23 protein-coding genes and 1 pseudogene are annotated in these 17,789 nt (G+C 35.3%); 15 read left to right on the top strand and 9 right to left on the bottom strand.

Translation table 11 applies throughout. The features are described 5' to 3' along the window. Positions 1–173: 173 nt before the first annotated feature. Both G5B12_RS14955 and G5B12_RS14950 read left to right on the top strand, forming a co-directional pair. The gene (locus G5B12_RS14955; RefSeq protein ID WP_330597745.1) at positions 174–1,463 is read left to right on the top strand and encodes a Y-family DNA polymerase; all 1,290 of its coding nucleotides are present in this window, start codon (positions 174–176) and stop codon (positions 1,461–1,463) included. A gap of 14 nt (positions 1,464–1,477) precedes the next feature. Beyond that, complete coding sequence (locus G5B12_RS14950; protein ID WP_174088687.1) at positions 1,478–1,624, top strand: hypothetical protein; 147 nt, start codon at positions 1,478–1,480, stop codon at positions 1,622–1,624. A 25-nt stretch (positions 1,625–1,649) separates the two neighbouring features. Here G5B12_RS14950 and G5B12_RS14945 read toward each other — a convergent pair whose 3' ends face one another. The 5 genes from G5B12_RS14945 to G5B12_RS14925 are packed head-to-tail and all read right to left on the bottom strand — an operon-like array spanning position 1,650 to position 5,092. Next, positions 1,650–2,036, bottom strand: coding sequence for a dUTP diphosphatase (locus G5B12_RS14945; protein ID WP_255494011.1), 387 nt, complete (start codon positions 2,034–2,036; stop codon positions 1,650–1,652). A 16-nt stretch (positions 2,037–2,052) separates the two neighbouring features. Beyond that, complete coding sequence (locus G5B12_RS14940) at positions 2,053–2,832, bottom strand: FAD-dependent thymidylate synthase (protein WP_029471618.1); 780 nt, start codon at positions 2,830–2,832, stop codon at positions 2,053–2,055. Continuing rightward, positions 2,819–3,145 carry a hypothetical protein gene (locus tag G5B12_RS14935; protein ID WP_029471619.1) on the bottom strand — a complete coding sequence of 109 codons (327 nt, stop codon included), beginning with the start codon at positions 3,143–3,145 and terminating at the stop codon, positions 2,819–2,821. Before G5B12_RS14935 ends, G5B12_RS14940 begins: the two co-directional genes overlap by 14 nt. Positions 3,146–3,174: 29 nt before the next feature. Beyond that, positions 3,175–4,728: a relaxase/mobilization nuclease domain-containing protein gene (locus tag G5B12_RS14930; protein ID WP_055160145.1), complete on the bottom strand. Its 1,554-nt coding sequence runs from the start codon at positions 4,726–4,728 to the stop codon at positions 3,175–3,177. Beyond that, entirely contained in the window at positions 4,706–5,092 is a 387-nt protein-coding gene (locus tag G5B12_RS14925) for a plasmid mobilization protein (RefSeq protein ID WP_055057067.1), read from the bottom strand. Before G5B12_RS14925 ends, G5B12_RS14930 begins: the two co-directional genes overlap by 23 nt. A 351-nt stretch (positions 5,093–5,443) precedes the next feature. Between G5B12_RS14925 and G5B12_RS14920 the strand changes: the two genes are divergently transcribed. From G5B12_RS14920 to G5B12_RS14885, 8 genes are all read left to right on the top strand, one after another. Then, positions 5,444–5,626 (top strand): DUF6061 family protein, encoded by a 183-nt coding sequence (locus tag G5B12_RS14920; RefSeq protein WP_052302926.1) that lies wholly within the window; start codon positions 5,444–5,446, stop codon positions 5,624–5,626. An 880-nt stretch (positions 5,627–6,506) separates the two neighbouring features. Further along, the gene (locus tag G5B12_RS14915; protein ID WP_040015611.1) at positions 6,507–7,262 is read left to right on the top strand and encodes a hypothetical protein; all 756 of its coding nucleotides are present in this window, start codon (positions 6,507–6,509) and stop codon (positions 7,260–7,262) included. A gap of 642 nt (positions 7,263–7,904) precedes the next feature. Next, on the top strand, positions 7,905–8,318 hold the full coding sequence (locus G5B12_RS14910; RefSeq protein WP_242872634.1) for a hypothetical protein: 414 nt from the start codon (positions 7,905–7,907) through the stop codon (positions 8,316–8,318). 205 nt (positions 8,319–8,523) lie between these two features. Beyond that, the gene (locus G5B12_RS17635) at positions 8,524–8,682 is read left to right on the top strand and encodes a hypothetical protein (RefSeq protein WP_226901469.1); all 159 of its coding nucleotides are present in this window, start codon (positions 8,524–8,526) and stop codon (positions 8,680–8,682) included. A gap of 31 nt (positions 8,683–8,713) precedes the next feature. Next, complete coding sequence (locus G5B12_RS14900; protein ID WP_005334774.1) at positions 8,714–9,916, top strand: hypothetical protein; 1,203 nt, start codon at positions 8,714–8,716, stop codon at positions 9,914–9,916. Positions 9,917–9,949: 33 nt separating this feature from the next. After that, a complete protein-coding gene (locus G5B12_RS14895) occupies positions 9,950–10,147 on the top strand; it encodes a hypothetical protein (RefSeq protein WP_005334773.1) in 198 nt (65 codons plus the stop codon). A 19-nt stretch (positions 10,148–10,166) separates the two neighbouring features. Beyond that, positions 10,167–10,448, top strand: a complete 282-nt coding sequence (locus G5B12_RS14890) for a hypothetical protein (protein ID WP_055057068.1) — start codon at positions 10,167–10,169, stop codon at positions 10,446–10,448. A 97-nt stretch (positions 10,449–10,545) separates the two neighbouring features. Next, entirely contained in the window at positions 10,546–11,277 is a 732-nt protein-coding gene (locus G5B12_RS14885; protein ID WP_005334769.1) for a hypothetical protein, read from the top strand. A gap of 219 nt (positions 11,278–11,496) precedes the next feature. On the opposite strand, the gene G5B12_RS14875 is transcribed toward G5B12_RS14885, so the two are convergent. From G5B12_RS14875 to G5B12_RS14860, 4 genes and pseudogenes are all read right to left on the bottom strand, one after another. Beyond that, entirely contained in the window at positions 11,497–12,207 is a 711-nt protein-coding gene (locus tag G5B12_RS14875) for a DUF6040 family protein (RefSeq protein ID WP_008369915.1), read from the bottom strand. Continuing rightward, positions 12,185–12,514 (bottom strand): annotated as a pseudogene (locus tag G5B12_RS14870) (MobA/MobL family protein); the annotation flags it as partial. The gene G5B12_RS14875 and the pseudogene G5B12_RS14870, both read right to left, overlap by 23 nt. A gap of 132 nt (positions 12,515–12,646) precedes the next feature. Further along, positions 12,647–12,976 (bottom strand): type II toxin-antitoxin system RelE/ParE family toxin, encoded by a 330-nt coding sequence (locus G5B12_RS14865; protein WP_005334765.1) that lies wholly within the window; start codon positions 12,974–12,976, stop codon positions 12,647–12,649. Then, positions 12,973–13,281 carry a type II toxin-antitoxin system RelB/DinJ family antitoxin gene (locus G5B12_RS14860; RefSeq protein ID WP_029471590.1) on the bottom strand — a complete coding sequence of 103 codons (309 nt, stop codon included), beginning with the start codon at positions 13,279–13,281 and terminating at the stop codon, positions 12,973–12,975. The genes G5B12_RS14865 and G5B12_RS14860 overlap by 4 nt, the downstream gene beginning before the upstream one ends. Before the next feature lie 389 nt (positions 13,282–13,670). Between G5B12_RS14860 and G5B12_RS14855 the strand changes: the two genes are divergently transcribed. From G5B12_RS14855 to G5B12_RS14835, 5 genes are all read left to right on the top strand, one after another. Next, positions 13,671–14,225, top strand: coding sequence for an RNA polymerase sigma factor (locus tag G5B12_RS14855; RefSeq protein ID WP_005334762.1), 555 nt, complete (start codon positions 13,671–13,673; stop codon positions 14,223–14,225). Continuing rightward, positions 14,215–14,970 carry a hypothetical protein gene (locus G5B12_RS14850; protein WP_174088685.1) on the top strand — a complete coding sequence of 252 codons (756 nt, stop codon included), beginning with the start codon at positions 14,215–14,217 and terminating at the stop codon, positions 14,968–14,970. Before G5B12_RS14855 ends, G5B12_RS14850 begins: the two co-directional genes overlap by 11 nt. Continuing rightward, the gene (locus G5B12_RS14845; protein ID WP_005334760.1) at positions 14,961–15,827 is read left to right on the top strand and encodes an ABC transporter ATP-binding protein; all 867 of its coding nucleotides are present in this window, start codon (positions 14,961–14,963) and stop codon (positions 15,825–15,827) included. Before G5B12_RS14850 ends, G5B12_RS14845 begins: the two co-directional genes overlap by 10 nt. A gap of 4 nt (positions 15,828–15,831) precedes the next feature. After that, positions 15,832–16,998 carry an ABC transporter permease subunit gene (locus G5B12_RS14840; protein WP_005334758.1) on the top strand — a complete coding sequence of 389 codons (1,167 nt, stop codon included), beginning with the start codon at positions 15,832–15,834 and terminating at the stop codon, positions 16,996–16,998. An 83-nt stretch (positions 16,999–17,081) separates the two neighbouring features. Then, entirely contained in the window at positions 17,082–17,702 is a 621-nt protein-coding gene (locus tag G5B12_RS14835) for an NUDIX hydrolase N-terminal domain-containing protein (protein ID WP_005334860.1), read from the top strand. Positions 17,703–17,789 lie beyond the last annotated feature (87 nt).

Raw genomic sequence — 17,789 nt, 5'->3', positions numbered from 1 at the left:
TCCTATAATGTGAATCACAGATAAGGGAAACATCTTTCCTATAAGATACACAATATTTCCTCTTTTGTCAATGGATATGTGAAATGAATTTCCTGTAATTCAATGAAAACAGGAAGGATAGACAATCATTGATAGTCAAAATGGGATACATGTTACAAAAAGAGGAAAGACGTATGGGAGGTGGCAATGTGAGTCAGGATCAGACTTCTATTATCTGTATTGATCTGAAGTCCTTTTATGCTTCTGTAGAATGCGTAGAACGTGGGCTGAATCCATTTAAAATAAACCTGGTGGTTGCAGATCCGACCAGATCAAAGTCAACAATCTGCCTGGCAATCACTCCGGCTATGAAGTCTCTTGGCATCAAGAACCGGTGCCGAATCCATGAGATACCGGATTGTGTGAAGTACATTACAGCCATGCCGAGGATGCAGTTGTACATGGATTATTCCGCAAAGATCTATGGAATCTATCTACGGTATGTCTCAAAAGAAGATATCCATGTGTACAGTGTTGATGAGTGTTTTATTGATGTGACAAACTATCTGCAGCTTTATCATCTCACTGCAAAAGAAATGGCGATAAAGCTTATGCAGGCAGTCATGGAGGAAACTGGCATCACTGCAACTGCAGGTGTGGGAACCAATCTGTATCTTGCTAAGATCGCAATGGATATCGTAGCAAAGCATGTGGATGACCATATTGGAATCCTGGATGAATTCTCTTACAGAGAGCAGCTATGGGATCATAAACCATTAAGTGACTTCTGGAGGATTGGATCCCGGACTGAAAAGAAACTGGCTGGTTACGGGATCCATACGATGGGCGATATCGCAATGGCTTCTTTAAGATCCGAAGACTGGCTGTATAAGATGTTTGGGATTGATGCAGAGCTGTTGATCGATCATGCATGGGGATATGAAACGTGCCGGATGAGTGACATCAAGAACTATCATTCGGAGGAACACAGCCTTTCAAATGGTCAGGTGCTGATGCGAAATTATTCTTTTGACGAAGCACTTGTGATCGTAAGGGAAATGACAGATAATCTGGTCCTGGATCTGTTTGAAAAAGGACTGGTAACAAGCTCTCTCACCTTATGGATCGCCTATGACCACAGGTATGAGCATGAGGCATCCAAAGGAACCGTAAAACTCGAAAGAGAAAGTAACAGTTCCAAAAAGATCATAGATGCAGTGGAAGATTTATATCTCAGGATTGCAGACAGATATACCGGAATCCGAAGAATCGAGGTGTGTGCGAACAGGGTTGCTCCTGAAAGTTATGTGCAGTACAGCCTGTTTGATGATCCCAAACAGACTGATAAAGAACGGCATTTACAGGAAGCAGTATTGAATGTAAAGCAGCGTTATGGAAAGAATGCGATCATGCGTGGATCCAATCTGCTGGAGTGTTCCACCTATAGAGAACGCAATGAACAGGTTGGAGGACACCGTGCTTAGAGGAGGTGCGAATAGTGCTGGCAAGTGCATATCAACCGTATTTATATTTACCAAGACCGGTTTCCAGGAGACATCCCATGGATGTAGGACGCAGGGCAAAACAGTTTGCTCCATTTGCGGCACTTCGTGGACTGGATGAAACGATCCGGCAAGTGTTTTAATTTTCTTCCAAATGTAATCATAGTATTATTCTCCTGTACTTCCAAAAGCCCCGGTTCCTCGTTCATTACCAAGGTCCAGGACAAAATCTGCGATCACGACTGGTGTAATCACCAGCTGACCGACGCGTGTGTCTTTATGAATGGTCTGAGAAGATGTGCTTACGTTGCTGATAATGGCATGGATCTCACCACGGTAACCGGAGTCGATCGGTGGAAGTTCGCATACCAGTCCTTTTGCTGCCATGCTGCTTCGTGGAAAGACATATCCGGCAAATCCATCGGGGATGATGAGACCAAATCCAAGTGGAATTCTTGCAACCTCACCTGGTTTTAATACGCAATCATAAGGCATGAATACATCAGCACCGGCATCATTTTCATGTGGCCGGAAGGGATAATGATCTGCTTTCAGACCAAAGTCAATCAGTTTAATCTTTATGGCTGCTCACCTCCCTTCTGATGAGCAATGGATAATCTGCTTTTAAGATATCTGACGGTATCCAAAGTTTTGAAATAGGATTCTGGCAGGACATCTGTTTTTCCATACAGCTTCCTCTCTGACAGAATGGACCGGTCAGATCCGGTGCAAAAAGAATCGGGCTTAATTTGTACAATCTCTGCCAGATCTGTAGCATCACAATCCTTGTTTCATCCGTATTTCTTCTGCAGGTTCTCTGACCGATCATATGCTTCCACTGGTAAGGCGTTGCACTGATGATCAGTACGTTTCGAAGTCCCTGAGGTGTGGCATATCCGGCTGAATCATGATCAATGCCTAAGGCACAGAGTTCTGTATAGTGGTCCAGATCTGACTGACAGCTTTTTTTGTAAATATCCTGGATTTCTTTATCTGCTTTCATGATCCCATATGGAATAGCAAATGCAGCGTGACCGGAATAATTGCTGTACTGCAGAGATGCACTCATGTACTTTACTTCGTTCTGATGCCTTGTGATCTGTGCCAGGAAGCGTCTGCTTGCACCAACAACAGCCACGGTAATGACCATGAATTTCTGTACGGTTGGATGTGGAAGCCCCGCAATGTTTTCTACGGTCTTCTGACTGTAGGATTGATGGTAAAGGTCCATCAGATCTGCCATGCTCTGGATTGTATGACCGTGTTGTGTGAGCCTGGCAGCAAAGACCATATTTTGTTCTGCTTCCCGGATCCCATAGCAGTTTAAGATAGCTGTTTCAATGTGATCCATAGGCCTGTTCCTCCTTTACCAGAGCTTTTAAAAGAATCAGATAGTTGATGCAGTCTGTAATCTTTTCATCCCACTGTTCCATGTCAAAATGTAACAGAGTGGAATAACACATATCGTAAAGGGATACGACATGTTTCGACATCATACCTGCCAGTGCTGCTTTTGGATCACAGTTTTGTAAAGCGGCAGCAATCTTGAATGCACTGAGGCGGTCAATATTATCACCGGTATATTCTTTCTTTTTATGTGCCAGAATATCGGCACACTTTCTCATCTGAAGTTCAAATACAACATTAAATTCTTCTTGTGTCATGTGATAGTTCCTCCTTTGTTTTGTAATAGTTATCGTTCGAGATCTTTGGTTTTTGATTTCACTGGTTCTGGAATCTGCATCTGAAGAATGGCATCAACATTCTGATCGGCAGTGTCCAGATCTTTTAATTTTTCTTTCAAGCTGCTTATTGCTTCTTCTTCGGAAGCTATCTGCTGTTGCAGTTTTTCTTTTTGTAAAGTCAGGGTTTTTAGGCTTGTCATCTTTCCATCCTGATAAAAGGATCTCAGCCAATCTCTGGCTTCTTCATATTTCTGAATTTCCTTCGCATGTTCTTTCCGGTACTTTCCTTTGTACTTTGCATTTGAAAATTGGGAATAAACTTCCTTGTTTGCATAGTACTGTCCGGTGTAGCGGATCTGATCATTGAGAGTCCTTAGATTGGACCGATGCTGAGCAAACTGTGTCTGCATTTCTTTCAATTCCTGCTTTGATGCAAGCAGTGTTTTTTTCAAATCTGACTGCGTATCAAATCCATGTTCCTGCACATAGATAATGGTATTTGCCATTTGCTGCAGATTAGAAAGTTTTACCCGATGAGCATAAGCCGGGCTCTGCATTGCTTTCACATTTGTCTGGAGATTTACAACCAGGCACAGGTGAGATCTGACGTAGAGAATGGCCAATGGATCCTTGCGTAAGAAGGTCTGTTCCAGGTGTTCTTTTCCATATCGTGTTCCCAGTGCACGTTCAGAAATCCGCTTCTGTCGATCAGGATGAAGATAGCTGTATCTGCCACGATGCTCAATCACAGAGATCTGAAATAGTTCCAGAAGTTTAGATTGGAATTCATCAAAACTATTGGATGTGGCAGCGCATTCATCAATCGCATTTCGCAAATATTCTTTCTGTGTAAGGAACACGGTGGATGTTGGTTTGAGACCATCTTCGATGATTTTTTGATTGATCTCATCCAGTTTTTGCTGGCCATGTTTCTGTGCCATATATTCTTTCTGAGTGATTTTTCTTTCAGCCGGAGCAAGAAGATCTATCTGGTGAAGTCCTTCCTGTTGGCACCGATCCATGACTGTTTTCTTAAAAGTGTTCATGAATTTATCAGTGGAACGATGCTTGTAACCGGCGGCTTCCTCATGTGGTTTATCCATATAAGGCTGCCTTTCTACTGCAGTCTTCCGCACACTGTTGATGACGATGTGGGTATGGATATTTCCGGACTCATTGTGCCCATCGGTATGAGTAACCACCAGTGCCTGATATCCGGGAAACATCTGCTTTGCAAGTTCCAAACTGATTGCGTGTGCTCTTGGTCCGGTAAGTCCGTTTTCTGTAACATCGCTCGGATCGTAGCTGATAATGTAGTGGTGACTTTTGATATCTTCACGTTTTTTATTTTTGTGAAAATGAGCATTTGTCAGTTCACATTCCTTGTCAAAAGACATCGGATCACAGTTCAGCCCATCCATATAAAACTCTTTTCGCAAGATGCTTCGTCCGGATTCATCTACAATCTTTTTCCCGGTTTTTTCATCATGTTCAAACAGAAGATAATTGATAGCAGCTGAGTAATTTGCATTTCTGCTTTTAATGTGTTTTACGATTGCCATTCATACCACCTGCCAGTTTCAGTACCTCTTTTCTCAATAGGAATAAGTCCGTGATACACTGATGGATTTCGTTTTCTATAGCACGTGACTGACTGCCACCACTGTTAAAATGCTTGGCGATCTGATTGAGATTCGATCCAATCTTTCCATATTCACTGACCAGTTTTCTGAGGTCATTCATGTCTGCAACAACTTCAATCTGATGATTGATTTGATTCTCAAGCAGAAGTTTTCTCAGATATTCTGATCGGCTAATAGATAAACAAGCAGCGCCTTGGTCTAATAAATCCAGTTCGACATCTGTAAGACGTAATCCTATAAAATGTCTGTGATTCAGTTCTTTATCTTTGTTTTTTGTTCTCATACTCCTCCTTCCGCTGAGACTATTCCTCCCGCCGGGAGTCCACGTATTTCAATATCGGCTGTCCCTTCCGATATTAGAAATAGTGCCGTGAACACCTTCAGGTGGAACCAACAGACAAGTGAAACGTCTGTTATTAAGAGGGTATGGGGAGATCCCCATCAAGATAAATCCCATAGGAGAACAGGATGCCAAACGGCAATACTGTTAAACATGGGTGGATCTTGCTCTGTATGTGTACCCCTCTATATAACGAAACGCTGAGAGCCTGTTTTACAGTGGGGGAAAAGAAAAAATATCAAAAAAATGATGATTAATGGTGAGCTTGTGATAGAATGAAAAAAAGAGAAAAGCATAAGTGTTGGATATATGCTTCGCATTGATTGCTGGGGAGCTGAAAAAGATTTAAAAACCACATATGGATCAGAATGTGCGCTTACTTCATTGGCTGTGGATGAGCCTTTAGAATATGCAAGATTATATCTCGATGGCAATTTACAGATGTGGATAGATTCAGAAGATTCACTTGAATTATAGAACAAGAATAACGGGTAGAAAACTTCTGATGCCCATTTTACAAGGGGTTCGAGTTTTTTATGTCTGCTGGCGCTATTTCTCTGCTGGAGTACTATTTTCGGGATAATGGCGAAAGGCTTTAGCGGTATAGTTAGAAGCACCGTTTCCATATTTTGTATTGGTTATGGTTTTTATATAATCGCTGGAATAATAGTCAATTGTAGAGCAAATGAAATAGACACAGGGGATTAAGGAAGAGTTGAAGGCAGATAAACAGATGGAATGGGTAGCAAATAAATACTATACAAGAGTGTGAAAAGGGAATTTTGAATAAGGAGATGATTTGGCAATAAGGTGCAGTAATCTGGTGGAAAGCAAGTCTGAAAATGGCTTGCTTTTTGCTTTACAATGTGGTTAGTTGATGTATATAATTATGATAAAGAGATAAAATTGATTTTTATATTTTGGTTCGATATTGTGATGCAGTTTTTATCCCAAAAAGAGTAAAAATCGAATTATCCGCATAAACACAGGGATTTTAAGCAATATGAAACAAAAAATAAAAGAATTTTACCACTAATTTACTACGAATGAAAGAACCTTGATACGACAGAGAAAACAGCATAAATAAAGGCAAAATTGGCATTTCATACAGAATATGAGATGTCTTTTTTGTTGCTGTAATACAGTATAACTATTCTTTTTCTGCTTGATTATTAATCATTTTTTAGGACATGAATTGTCAAGAGCTTGTTGCGTAGCAATGTTTACACTCTTGATAATTTATGGAATAAAAAATATTCTGACAGATACTAGAAAAGTGATGACTACTCAATTTTCTAATGATATAATATGATAAATAATAATAGATAAACTTGAAGTGATTAAGGAAGTGTATGCCATGAAAAAATTTTTGAAAATAATGTTAATCATAATTGGAGCGATTTCTTTGATTTTTGTAGCTCTGATAGGGATTGGGTTATTTGTTGATGTTGAATATGATGACCATATTGAAAATGGTCGTTATACTTATGTTCCGGAAGAAGAAAATAAAGATAATGAATACGTGGAATTTACGATAAATGATTATGATAAAAATAATGCCAAGCTTGTATATTATGACACGATTGAAGAAGCTATTCAACTTTCCACTTTGAATGCTGAAAATGAGGAACTTTCGGTTCCTGCTGATTTTCTTAATCATGTTGATGAAACCTTGCATATATGGCAAGGCAAAAAATATGATACGATTTTCTATCGGGCTGGAAATGATAACGATGATATTCAAGGCTTAGTAATGGCTCGTTGTAAAAAGCAGATACAGAATGGGCATACACAATACGCATTTATAAATGCTACACCGGTTACAACGAAACGAGATAGAATTTTGTTAGATGATATTACAGAGCTTATTCACTCTTCTTTGAAATTAAGTGATTTCCAACAAGACTTAAACCCCGATTATCCAAGCAAGCGTTTTGTTTACGGCTATGCACATGATAAAGAAATCTATTCATTGGAAGTAGAAGGACAAAAACCGGACGGTGTAATTGAAATCAATGTATATGACAGAGTCATGTATCTATGGTATTACAATGACTTACAAAGTAACAAAAGAGGTGACTGTTTAAGCTATTCGGTAGATGTACCTAAATAAAATGACATTTTTACATAATACTATATTATTAGTTAGGCAGACGGAGTGATCCAGACACGGTGGCAGGAAAATCTTTCAGATTTTTCTGCCATGTCTTGCAAGTGGCTGGTTTACTTCGTCTGTGAGCGAGCCTGTGGCGAGCGAAGATTAAGCCCCCGTTATCTAACAAGGGGGGCACAAAAAACAAAAGACACTATACACTAACAGGCGGAAAACGCTGTATTTACAAGGCAAAACCGCATTTTATAAGATGTGATATAAAAAGTATCTATTTCACAAAAGAAAAACAATAAATTTAAACATTATAATATTTTAATTTTTGTGGTAATGATATGCAAACTTTTTAGGAGGGAAGATATGGATTGTAAAATGACTGATATTATTGCTATTATTTCAAGTATCATTGCTATTGGTTATTCAATTTATTCCATAATTACTAAAAGTTATATTCGTCAATACAACCTTGAAAAATTTGAACATTTTTCTTTAAATCAGAAGAAAGTTTGTATTGTTTTCAATTTTATTATGACACTTATAATTGGGATAAGTGGGGTGTATATATTGCTATTATACTTATTCTAATGGGATTGAAAGCATTTATGTAGCAAATAGCAAAATTTTATAAGTGAAACGAGGTACTCTATGGAAAAAAAGGAACTTATCAAACTATATTTACAAAATATGGATAAAATGTTTGGATATGCCAACATGAACGCATATATTGATGAGCGATTAAAGAAGTATACGAAATACTGTCAAAGTAAAAAGCCAGAAGAACAGATTATTATATGGCTGAAATTATTGCATGAAAATTTCGGAAAAAAGATTGTTTATTTAGGAAGTTACTTAGCATTACAAGAAAAGGATATGAGCTATTTAAATAATGCGTTCAATTCGGCAGTAACATGGGGACAACTCACAATAACAAACAGCGGTTGCGACCATTCCATTCACGCTTGGAATATTTTACCACATATATTCTGTGCAAACCGCTTTCGTGACATTGAAAAAATATTTCCAAAAGAAAACGGACTTAGTAAGAATGCAGATTTATGAGTGGTTATAAGAAGTATCTGCCAAAAAGAAAACACCGATAAAGCCTGTAAAATAGGGATATATCGGTGTTATAAGAACTTATGAAAAGATAATTAGAAATTTATTTTATGTTTTAATGGACAAAACAATTGTCAAGGATGGATGGCTATATAGAAATGGATTTTTAAGGAAGAACTGTAAAATAAGATTAACGGATATTACCCAGATGAAAAGAAAAAAGAATTTATTTGGAGAAGCTCTTATTTTATATAAAAATCAGAAAAAAATCGCTAAAATTTCTGCCCGAAATAGAAATGTGGACTGGCTGCAAGTAAAGATTGCAGAAATAAAAAAGGATAAGAAGAAATTAGAACGTAAAAAATGAAAAATGTGAATCATATAGGGAGATTGAGTTTATGGATAATGTCATTAGATTAAGTAAATTTGTAAAAAATTTAGGAATAGTAACAACAGTTCTTTTTTTAATAATCGTACTGGTAACATTTGTTACAGGAAATATGGGGGTTGCGATATGTTTTATGCCTTTTGTATTTTTAGGTATTGCTTTAATTTTGGCATACAAGAAACAAATAATTGTAGTAAATGAAGATGAAATTGTATTTAGCTATCTGGTTAAGAAAACTCAGCATATAAAATATAATGATATTCGTTGTATTTTAATGATTCCATTAAATGGTAGAACAGATGTCATATTAATTGATAAGATGTACAATAGACTTGTTACTCTGGAGCAAGTGTATGTAAATTATGATATTTTATATGATACACTTATAAAACATGAAATAGATCTTGTGGATTTTGGTGAGTTAGTTGAACAGAACAAAGATGTATCAAAGTATGTACCTGCTTTAAACTGGATAGAAAAGAATTTCTATAAATCTATATGTAATGAGAATACAACTATCAAAAATATGTCAAAAACAATAGAAAAAGAAAAGCGTAAAAAAACAAAGCAATTTTTAAAAGCTTTAGGTTGGATTCTAATAATTGCTGATGCGGTAGCATTTTTTATTGGTGGCAAAACAATGTTAGTTATATTTATAATGGTTTTGATGATTACATATGCAGTGTATATAAAATATTATCCATATATATTTATAGAAGTCACCACAAAAAAAGGACAAGAACTGGCGTATCAATTACCATTTATGGGTGCAGCAATAGCAATGCTTTTATCCCTGAATACGAGTAAACTCTTTAATTATGAATTTGGAAACTATATGAAGATTACGGCAATTATTACTGCTTTACTTGCACTGCCATTTATTATTAAATCTTTAAAAACAGATGTACCACAGAAATTTGGACGTAAACTTTCAGTTGTATTTGCTGCTTTTATAATCGCATTTACAATTAGCTTCCCAATAAATTTTTTATTTACATTTGATGGGGCAACTCATGAAATTGCAATTGTAACAGACAAAAAGATTAGCAGTGGTAAAACTAGAGATAGAGAGTTATATGTAAGTTGTAATGGTAAAAGAGAAATATATACTGTTTCAAACAGTGAATATGAAAATACATCAATAGGCGATAGTAAAAGAATTTGTAGAAGAAAAAGTGCATTAGGATTGGAATATAGTACGATACATGATTAATATTTATTTAAAGATAAGGAGGGAATATATAAGATGAAAATATTGTTAGCAGTAGTTGGAGGATTATTATTACTGATATTCCCTTTTATAGTTATGAAAAAAGCAAAAGTAACAAAAGAAGAAAATACTGATGAAGCAAGGAAAAAATTTAATGTGTTTCTCATTTGTATGATACCTGTTCCTCTAATAGGCTTCATATTTCTTTTAATAGGGCTTAGAAGTTTTTTATAAAATTAAATAAAGGAGAAAAATGTTAAAAAACAATGATATATCAATACCAGAAGCCTGCTATGCAGATTTATGTAAGGTGGGTTTTTTTGAAAGAAAACAGGTTAAATTAACAATTATATGGAATGAAAAAATAAGCAGAAATAAACAAATACTTACACTTAAGAAGTTATATCCTGAATTAAATAAAGTGTCTACAGTTGAAAGCTATAAAATTACAAAAAAACGAAGAAATGGCAATTTGCAGAGATGGGATGGGGATTTGCTGTTGACTTTTCGCATAAAGCAGAAAAAGCGGGGATAAAAATATTGTTAGAAGAATAACTAAAAATCTTGCTAATGTATAAGTTAAGTAAAAAATAGAATGAAAAATAATCATATAGCAGAGGAGATTGGGTAATATGAAGGAACAAAAGAAATCTTCTTGGGGAGCGGTTCTGGTGTCATTTTTAAAGGAATTTCTATTAAACTCATTCGAAGCCCCAGGTCATCTTTATTATGATGAAAATTTAACTAATGAAGGAAAAAGAAAGAAAAATTATATTTGGAGGGTGCTTCTACTGGTGACTGCGGTAGGAGTAGCTTTGCTTCCTGTTATAGCTTGGAACATGTTTGTTCCAGATGTGCTATGGGCAAAAATAGTTACCGTTGTAGTGTGTGAAGGCTATGTTGTTTTTATAGTAAGTATGGAGATTATCCAAATAAAGGATGAGCTAAAGGAAGATATGTTAAAAATAGGGGGATATAAAATTACTCCCAAAGGAAGTATTTCCCTATTTAAAGAAATTGATTTTAAGATTGCTCAAACAGAGTATTCTTATACAATATTGATTTCTAAGAAACCTTTAAAATGGCTTTATAAGAAGTTTTATGTTACAATCTATGGAAGACATGGAAAAGTAAAAAAGATTGAATTGGTTCGAGCAGACAAAAAGTATTCTACGAAATATGAGACAATGAATGGTACAGTCTTAGAAAAGTTGCAAGAAGAAAATAATAGGTTTTTAAGGAAATGCTTAGGTACTCCCAGTAAAAAGAGTATGACAGGCGTCGAATATTATTATGAGTGGGGACAAATACAATCCTTCTATGATGATCGTTCTTGTCAAACAGGAATTGTAATTATGTTTTAAAATAAGGAATATTGTATCTCTTGCTTCCGTATGCAGAAAGATTACATCGGTACAGAGAAATGTGGTAGTGATACACCAAAGAACACAGGCGAAACCTTATATCTCGGTTCCACAAGTAGCGAATCTTTCAAAAGAGAGAGATGGGTAAAACTTCGCTGTTTATATAATAGTAGGGGACGATGTTTTATCCCCTGCTATTATACGTTTTTTAGCATGTTTTCACCAATATTGCTTGGTACCTAACCGATTTTTCAAATAACATCTGATTCCAAGATATACTCCCTGAGAAAGTACGAAAAGCAATAGAAGATTTACGGAAAGTGCTTTTTTAATTGCTTCTCCAAAATAAATGATGACAGCAGTACTTGTCAGTATCATCAGTAGAGTAATAACATCCCAACAGTTTTTCTTATATAATTCTATAACCTTTATTTCTATCAGTATCGCCAGTATCCCTGTCCCTGCCACACATATTCCGACAACCAATATCAGAAATAACCAATATACCATTCCGGCTATAAAAGGATTTGGAATTTTTGTGCTAATCTGTGCCACAGATTGCCCGGCATCAATTGTCCAACCGATAAAAGTTTGTAGGAATGACGCTGCATCATGGAAGAATGATTTACAATCGGAAAGGAACACATCGGACTGTACTGCCTGAAAAAGAGTGGTTGTCAGCGAATACCATGCAAGAAGGAACAAGGTTGTTTGGAACATTACCGTTTTTGCTTTATACTGTCCGGCAAGTCGCTCTTTTTGTGTTCCGTATTTCGCTTTTTCATTCTGATAGGCTGTCCGGTCACAGGATTCACATTTTTCATAGAGTACCGGCTTTTCTACCGGTATCTCTACGATTTTCTGATGTGTCCGGGCATAATCCCGTTGTTGTGTTAAACAGCGTATTTTATTTTGATATTCCCCGATCATGACGTTTGCGCTTCGCAGCTTCTCTTTCTCGTTCCGCAATGCTCTGTCTGCCAGCTTCAAGTCGTTCTTTAATGCTTGAATATTCCCGGCTCTGTTCTCTTTGTTTAATTTCTCGTTCAAGATCAGAGATTCGTTGAGCTGCGTCTTCAGTTCCACGATAAGCTGGTCTTTCTGTTCCAGTTCTTCTTGTATCTCCTCGGTCAGGAGCAGAAGCTCTTCCAACTGTTCGGCGTTCTTTAATTCTCTGGATTCGTTCATCTATATCACGTCCTTTCTCTATCTGCTGTTCCAGTTCAGCAATTCGGTGTTATCCTCTGCTGATTTGGTCGTTTCAATCAATACGCTACATTCTTCCATCGTAATTCAGCCCTTTCTTTTTAATTTTGAATATGAAAAAAGCAGTCGATCATAAATGAAAGGCTGCTTTAAATCATATCCTTTATTGCTTTGTGTGGAGATTTAACTGATTGTCTATGTCCCGTCCGGCATACATTACTCTAAGTATTGTTACAACTTTTTTATCGCTGTCTGGAATATAAAGTACCACATAATTGTCTACTGGTAATACACGAAGTCCACGACTTTTCCACGGTTCTTTTTCATATTTTCGATAACGCTCCGGCATCGTATCCAGACTTAATATCTGTTCTTCCAGACGGTCAAGCTGTCCGCTTGCATTTTCCGGCGATTGTAATTCAAAAGAAATATATTCAAAAATCCCTCTCAAATCACTGTCAGCCTGTTCGGATAATTCTACTTCATATATCATAAGCCATAATCCTTGCGAATGTCAGCAAATGCTTTCTTCGCATTTTTTGTCCGTCCAGCCTGCATATCCGCATATCCTTTCTCCAATTCTTCATTGAACTCTGCTTCTGATAATGTGCTGATATCAACAGGTCTGTCAGATGGTATTTTTACTTCAAACGGAAGTCCTCTCTGTAAGATAATCTGTTTATAAAACATATTGATAGCACTGGAAGCAGGGATACCAAGTGTAGACAGGATACTTTCTGCTTTTTCTTTGACATCTGGTTCAATCCTTGCATATAAATTTGCTGATTTTGTAGCCATATAAAACATCTCCTTTCGTGAGTAGTATTTCCATCTATCTTTATTATATGCAAATGTCCGCACAATAGCAATACTAATTTTATGCTCCAATAATCTTATTGAATAACTGTAACAATACATCTTTTACGCCGGACGCATTGAATACAAGACCAACGGCTACTAAGGCAACTACCAAGAATCCGATAAGTTTGGAAAACTCACGCTTACAGGATAATCGAACTACTGCATACTAACCGCCACAGGGAACTCCTAATCCCTTGCTCATGAGGGGAAGAATAGTTTATCATATTGTAAAAAAATATAAAAAAATATAAAAAGTTTTTGTGTTTTTAAATGATTTGTTAAGGTTAGTTGTTTATATATAGAGAAGAATAATTAAGAGAAAAGTGATGGATATGATACAAGACTGGATGATAATAAACAAAATTAAGATGGGAGATCCTGATGCATGGGATATTTTAGTACATAAATATTATGATAGTGTGTATTTTTATTGTGTTCGCAGATGTTATGGAGACTGCGATATAGCTTCTGATTTAACACAGGATATTTTTTTAAAATTGGTAGAAAGTTTACCTAGATACCGATTCATAGGAAAATTTCAAAATTATCTATACACTATGGCTGTCAATACTTGCAATAATTATTTGAAAAAAAGACATATTGAGCAAATAGAACTCACAGATAATTTTACAACTGATTTAGACACTTCATTGATTGATGAAATATTACATGATGAGAGAAAAGAAACGGTTCAAAAAGCACTTGATTTACTTCCTGAAATACAACGAGAGGTTGTGATACTACGGTATTATCACGATTTAAAGGTAAAAGATATTGCGACAATTACTGGCGTGGGGGTATCTACTGTACAGTCACGTATTTATCAAGGCCTTAGAAAATTAGAAAAAGTTTTAGAAAGAGAGGAATTTTATGATGGATAAAAAAGATATTATATTGAAATTGGCTGGTTATAAATTAGAAGGTGATATAGAAGGACGTGAAAAAACCATCGAATTAGGATATGAAATAATGATTAGACTTGAAATGAGTCGACATTCTTACTTTGAGCTATTCCTGTCAACTTTTCGCTTCATACATGTTCATACTTGGATAATTCAATTATTCATCTTTCTATCAGGGATAACTATGGCATTAAATTTTAAAAATTTACAGCCGATAAGTGAAATAATGTTATGCATTACAGGTGTAATATTCATTTCGGCTTTATTTTTTTTAGATGAATTATTCAAAAGTTTTACTACAGGAATGTGGGAATTGGAACAGACATTCAAATATGATTTGCGACAACATATTATGATGAAATTATTGATTTTTGGCATTATTGATATGGTAATTGTTATTTTGCTTTCTCTTATGACTAAATCTATAGTATCTTTGCCTTTGTATCAGATATTAGTCTATGTACTTGTTCCATACAATATTGTTTGCATTATTTTATTTTCGCTTATAACTATATGGAGAAAGCAATTACATAATTATTTCCTATGGTGTATATCGGGAAGTATTTGTGTCGCAGTTATTTTAATTGCAAATATCTTTAAAATATATGAAATCCGAATGCTTTATTGGGGAATAGCATATTTCATTACAACGACAATATTAGGGATTATCTTATATTCTCAAACTAAAATAATCAAATGGGAGGTAGCTTCAGTATGGAATTAACTATTAATAATATAACAAAACAATATGGGAATGTAACTGTGCTTGATGATGTGTCGTATCGATTTACTCCTGGAATTTACGGAATATTAGGTGCTAATGGGGCGGGTAAAACAACTTTATTTCGTATTATTTGTGGACTGATGAGAGCAAATTGTGGAAATATACAATATGACCATAAAGATATTGCTCTGCAAGCAGAATATTATCGCTCGATTCTTGGATTCTTACCACAAGATTTTCGATACTATCCTGATTTTACAGGATTAAATTTTATGATGTATATCGCTTCATTGAAAGGCTTAAATGGGAAAATAGCAAAAAAGAGATGTTTAGATTTATTGATTCAGGTTGGCTTAGATGATGTGAAAAATAAAAAAATCAGAAAGTATTCTGGCGGAATGAAACAGAGACTAGGTATCGCTCAAGCAATGATTAATAATCCGGAAATTTTAATATTAGATGAACCTACGGTAGGGCTCGATCCCAAAGAGCGAGTTAAATTTAGAAAACTGATAAGTTCGTTTGCATCAGAAAAAATAGTATTATTGTCTACACATATTGTATCAGATATAGAATATATAGCAGATGAAATCATTATTCTAAAAAAAGGTAGAATTGAAAATACAGGCACAATAAGATATTTGTTGAAAGATATTAACAAGTGTGTATGGGAATGCCTGGTTCCAGAAAAAGAAGTAAATCGAATTGAGCAAGTATATACAGTAAGTAATCGTAAATATGGAGAAGACGGAGTTGTTCTTCGACTTATTTCAAGGGAAAAACCTTTTGCAAATGCGAAACAAGTTGATCCGGTTTTAGAAGATTTGTATTTGTTTTATTTTAGAGAGGGGGAATGAGAGTATGACATCGCTAATTAAGTTTGAACTTGGGAAAATATTGAGAAACCGAACTGTATTTGGTGGGATTGTTGTAGGATGCTTAGTCCTTCTGGGGATTTTTTTTGTTGGGTATCACTATTCACAGCTATCAATGAGTGAAGCGAGTAATAAGAAAAAGGGGTTTGAAAAGAGCCTCGATGTAATAATAGATGAAAAATATTCTGGAGAGTTTACAGATGAAAAAGTTAAAATGATTCTGTCTGATTCTATGAATAATTTCCAAGAGAATGAAGAGAAAAAAGTTGTTAATAAGCCTTTTTATCCATTTTATTGGGAAATGGGAGATACTTTTTTTTCAAAAGATGCCGAAAATGTTTATTCAGAAATGATTGAACAGGTTAATAAAGGCCAAAGATTAACAATAGAAGACGTGGATTTATATTCATTGGACGAGGTTGGATTTAAAAAATTTGATACTCCTTTGACATTAGGAAATTATGTTCCATGGACAGACTTATATCGAGTACTTGGATATATATATGCTCTTTTGTCCATAATTACAATATTGGTATCTTCCATAGTGTTTTCAGATGATAATTCTAAAAATATCAATCAGATTCTGTTAGTTACAAAATATGGAAGAAACAAAATGATATTTGCTAAATTGATTGCGACAAGTATTATTACAGTGAGTTTATTTATTATTTTTCAATTGGTCAACATAGGTGTTTTCTCTACAATGTATGATATGAGCGGATGGAATTCAGACATACAAACAAATTTGTCGTTGGGATTATTTGACTTCCCTTTGCAATATAACCATATTCAAATATACTTTTTAATTCTTGTCATGCAATTAGTTGGTATTGGATTTGTTGAGAGTGTAACATTGTTAATATCAGCTCTTATGCATTCATCTATGTCAGTATTAGCTGTTTCATTAGGGGTATATATATTACCATTATTGCTGGTGCAAATGATAAAAACAGGGGTAGGTAACAAAATTTTGTATTTGTTTCCAATAAATAATTTGAATGTACAAAATATATTAGGTATTCTATATTCAAAAGATGCTTTTTTCTTCCATTCCTTCTTCATTAATATAGGATTTATATTTATTTTTCAGCTCTTAATACGAGTAGGGATGCAACTATATTGCTTTATTTATATTAAACATTGGAAGTTTTAATGATTTTTTCAATGAAAATGCAATTGAAGAAAAAATATGATATCATGTGAGTAACAAATCGGAATTTAAAGGAGCGATAATCTATGAATAAAAACGAACAATGGCTAAAATGGGCAGTAGAATTACAAGCTATTGCTCAGGGTGGTTTGTTTTATGGAAAGGACAAATTTGATATAGAACGATATGAAAGAATCCGAGAAATTTCTGCTGAAATGATAAGCTATAAAACTGAAATATCTACAGAAAAAGTTCAAAATTTATTTTGCAGTGATGTAGGATATCAGACTCCTAAAATAGATACAAGGGCTGCGATTTTTAAAGACGGGAAAATATTATTGGTTCATGAAGCAAATGGTACTTGGTCATTACCGGGAGGTTGGTGTGATGTCGATATTTCCGTAGAGGAGAATACAATAAAGGAGGTCAAAGAGGAATCAGGACTTGATGTTACTGTAAAACGTGTGATTGCTGTTCAAGATAGGGAGAAACATAATCTTCCAATATATGCGTATAAAGTATGTAAGATTTTTATGCAATGTGAAGTGACGGGCGGTCAATTTAAAACGAATATTGAAACAACAGGTTTTGATTATTTTGGAATTGATGAGCTTCCAGAACTTGCAGAAGAAAAGAATAATAAAGAACAAATTGCGATGTGTTTTAATGCAATGCAATCAGAAAAATGGGAAGCTTTATTTGATTGACTTCCGGTTTTCTAAACTGACAACTTCTAGTTGTGCGCCCAGCTAAGGGTGTGTAGTCAAGCCGGTGGGATTCCGGTTTATCCAAGG

The sequence above is a fragment of the Blautia sp. MSK.20.85 genome (assembly GCF_013317245.1).
Lineage (GTDB): Bacteria > Bacillota > Clostridia > Lachnospirales > Lachnospiraceae > Blautia_A.
Note: the sequence above shows the minus strand (reverse complement) of the source record. Positions and strands in the feature narration are given on the sequence as shown.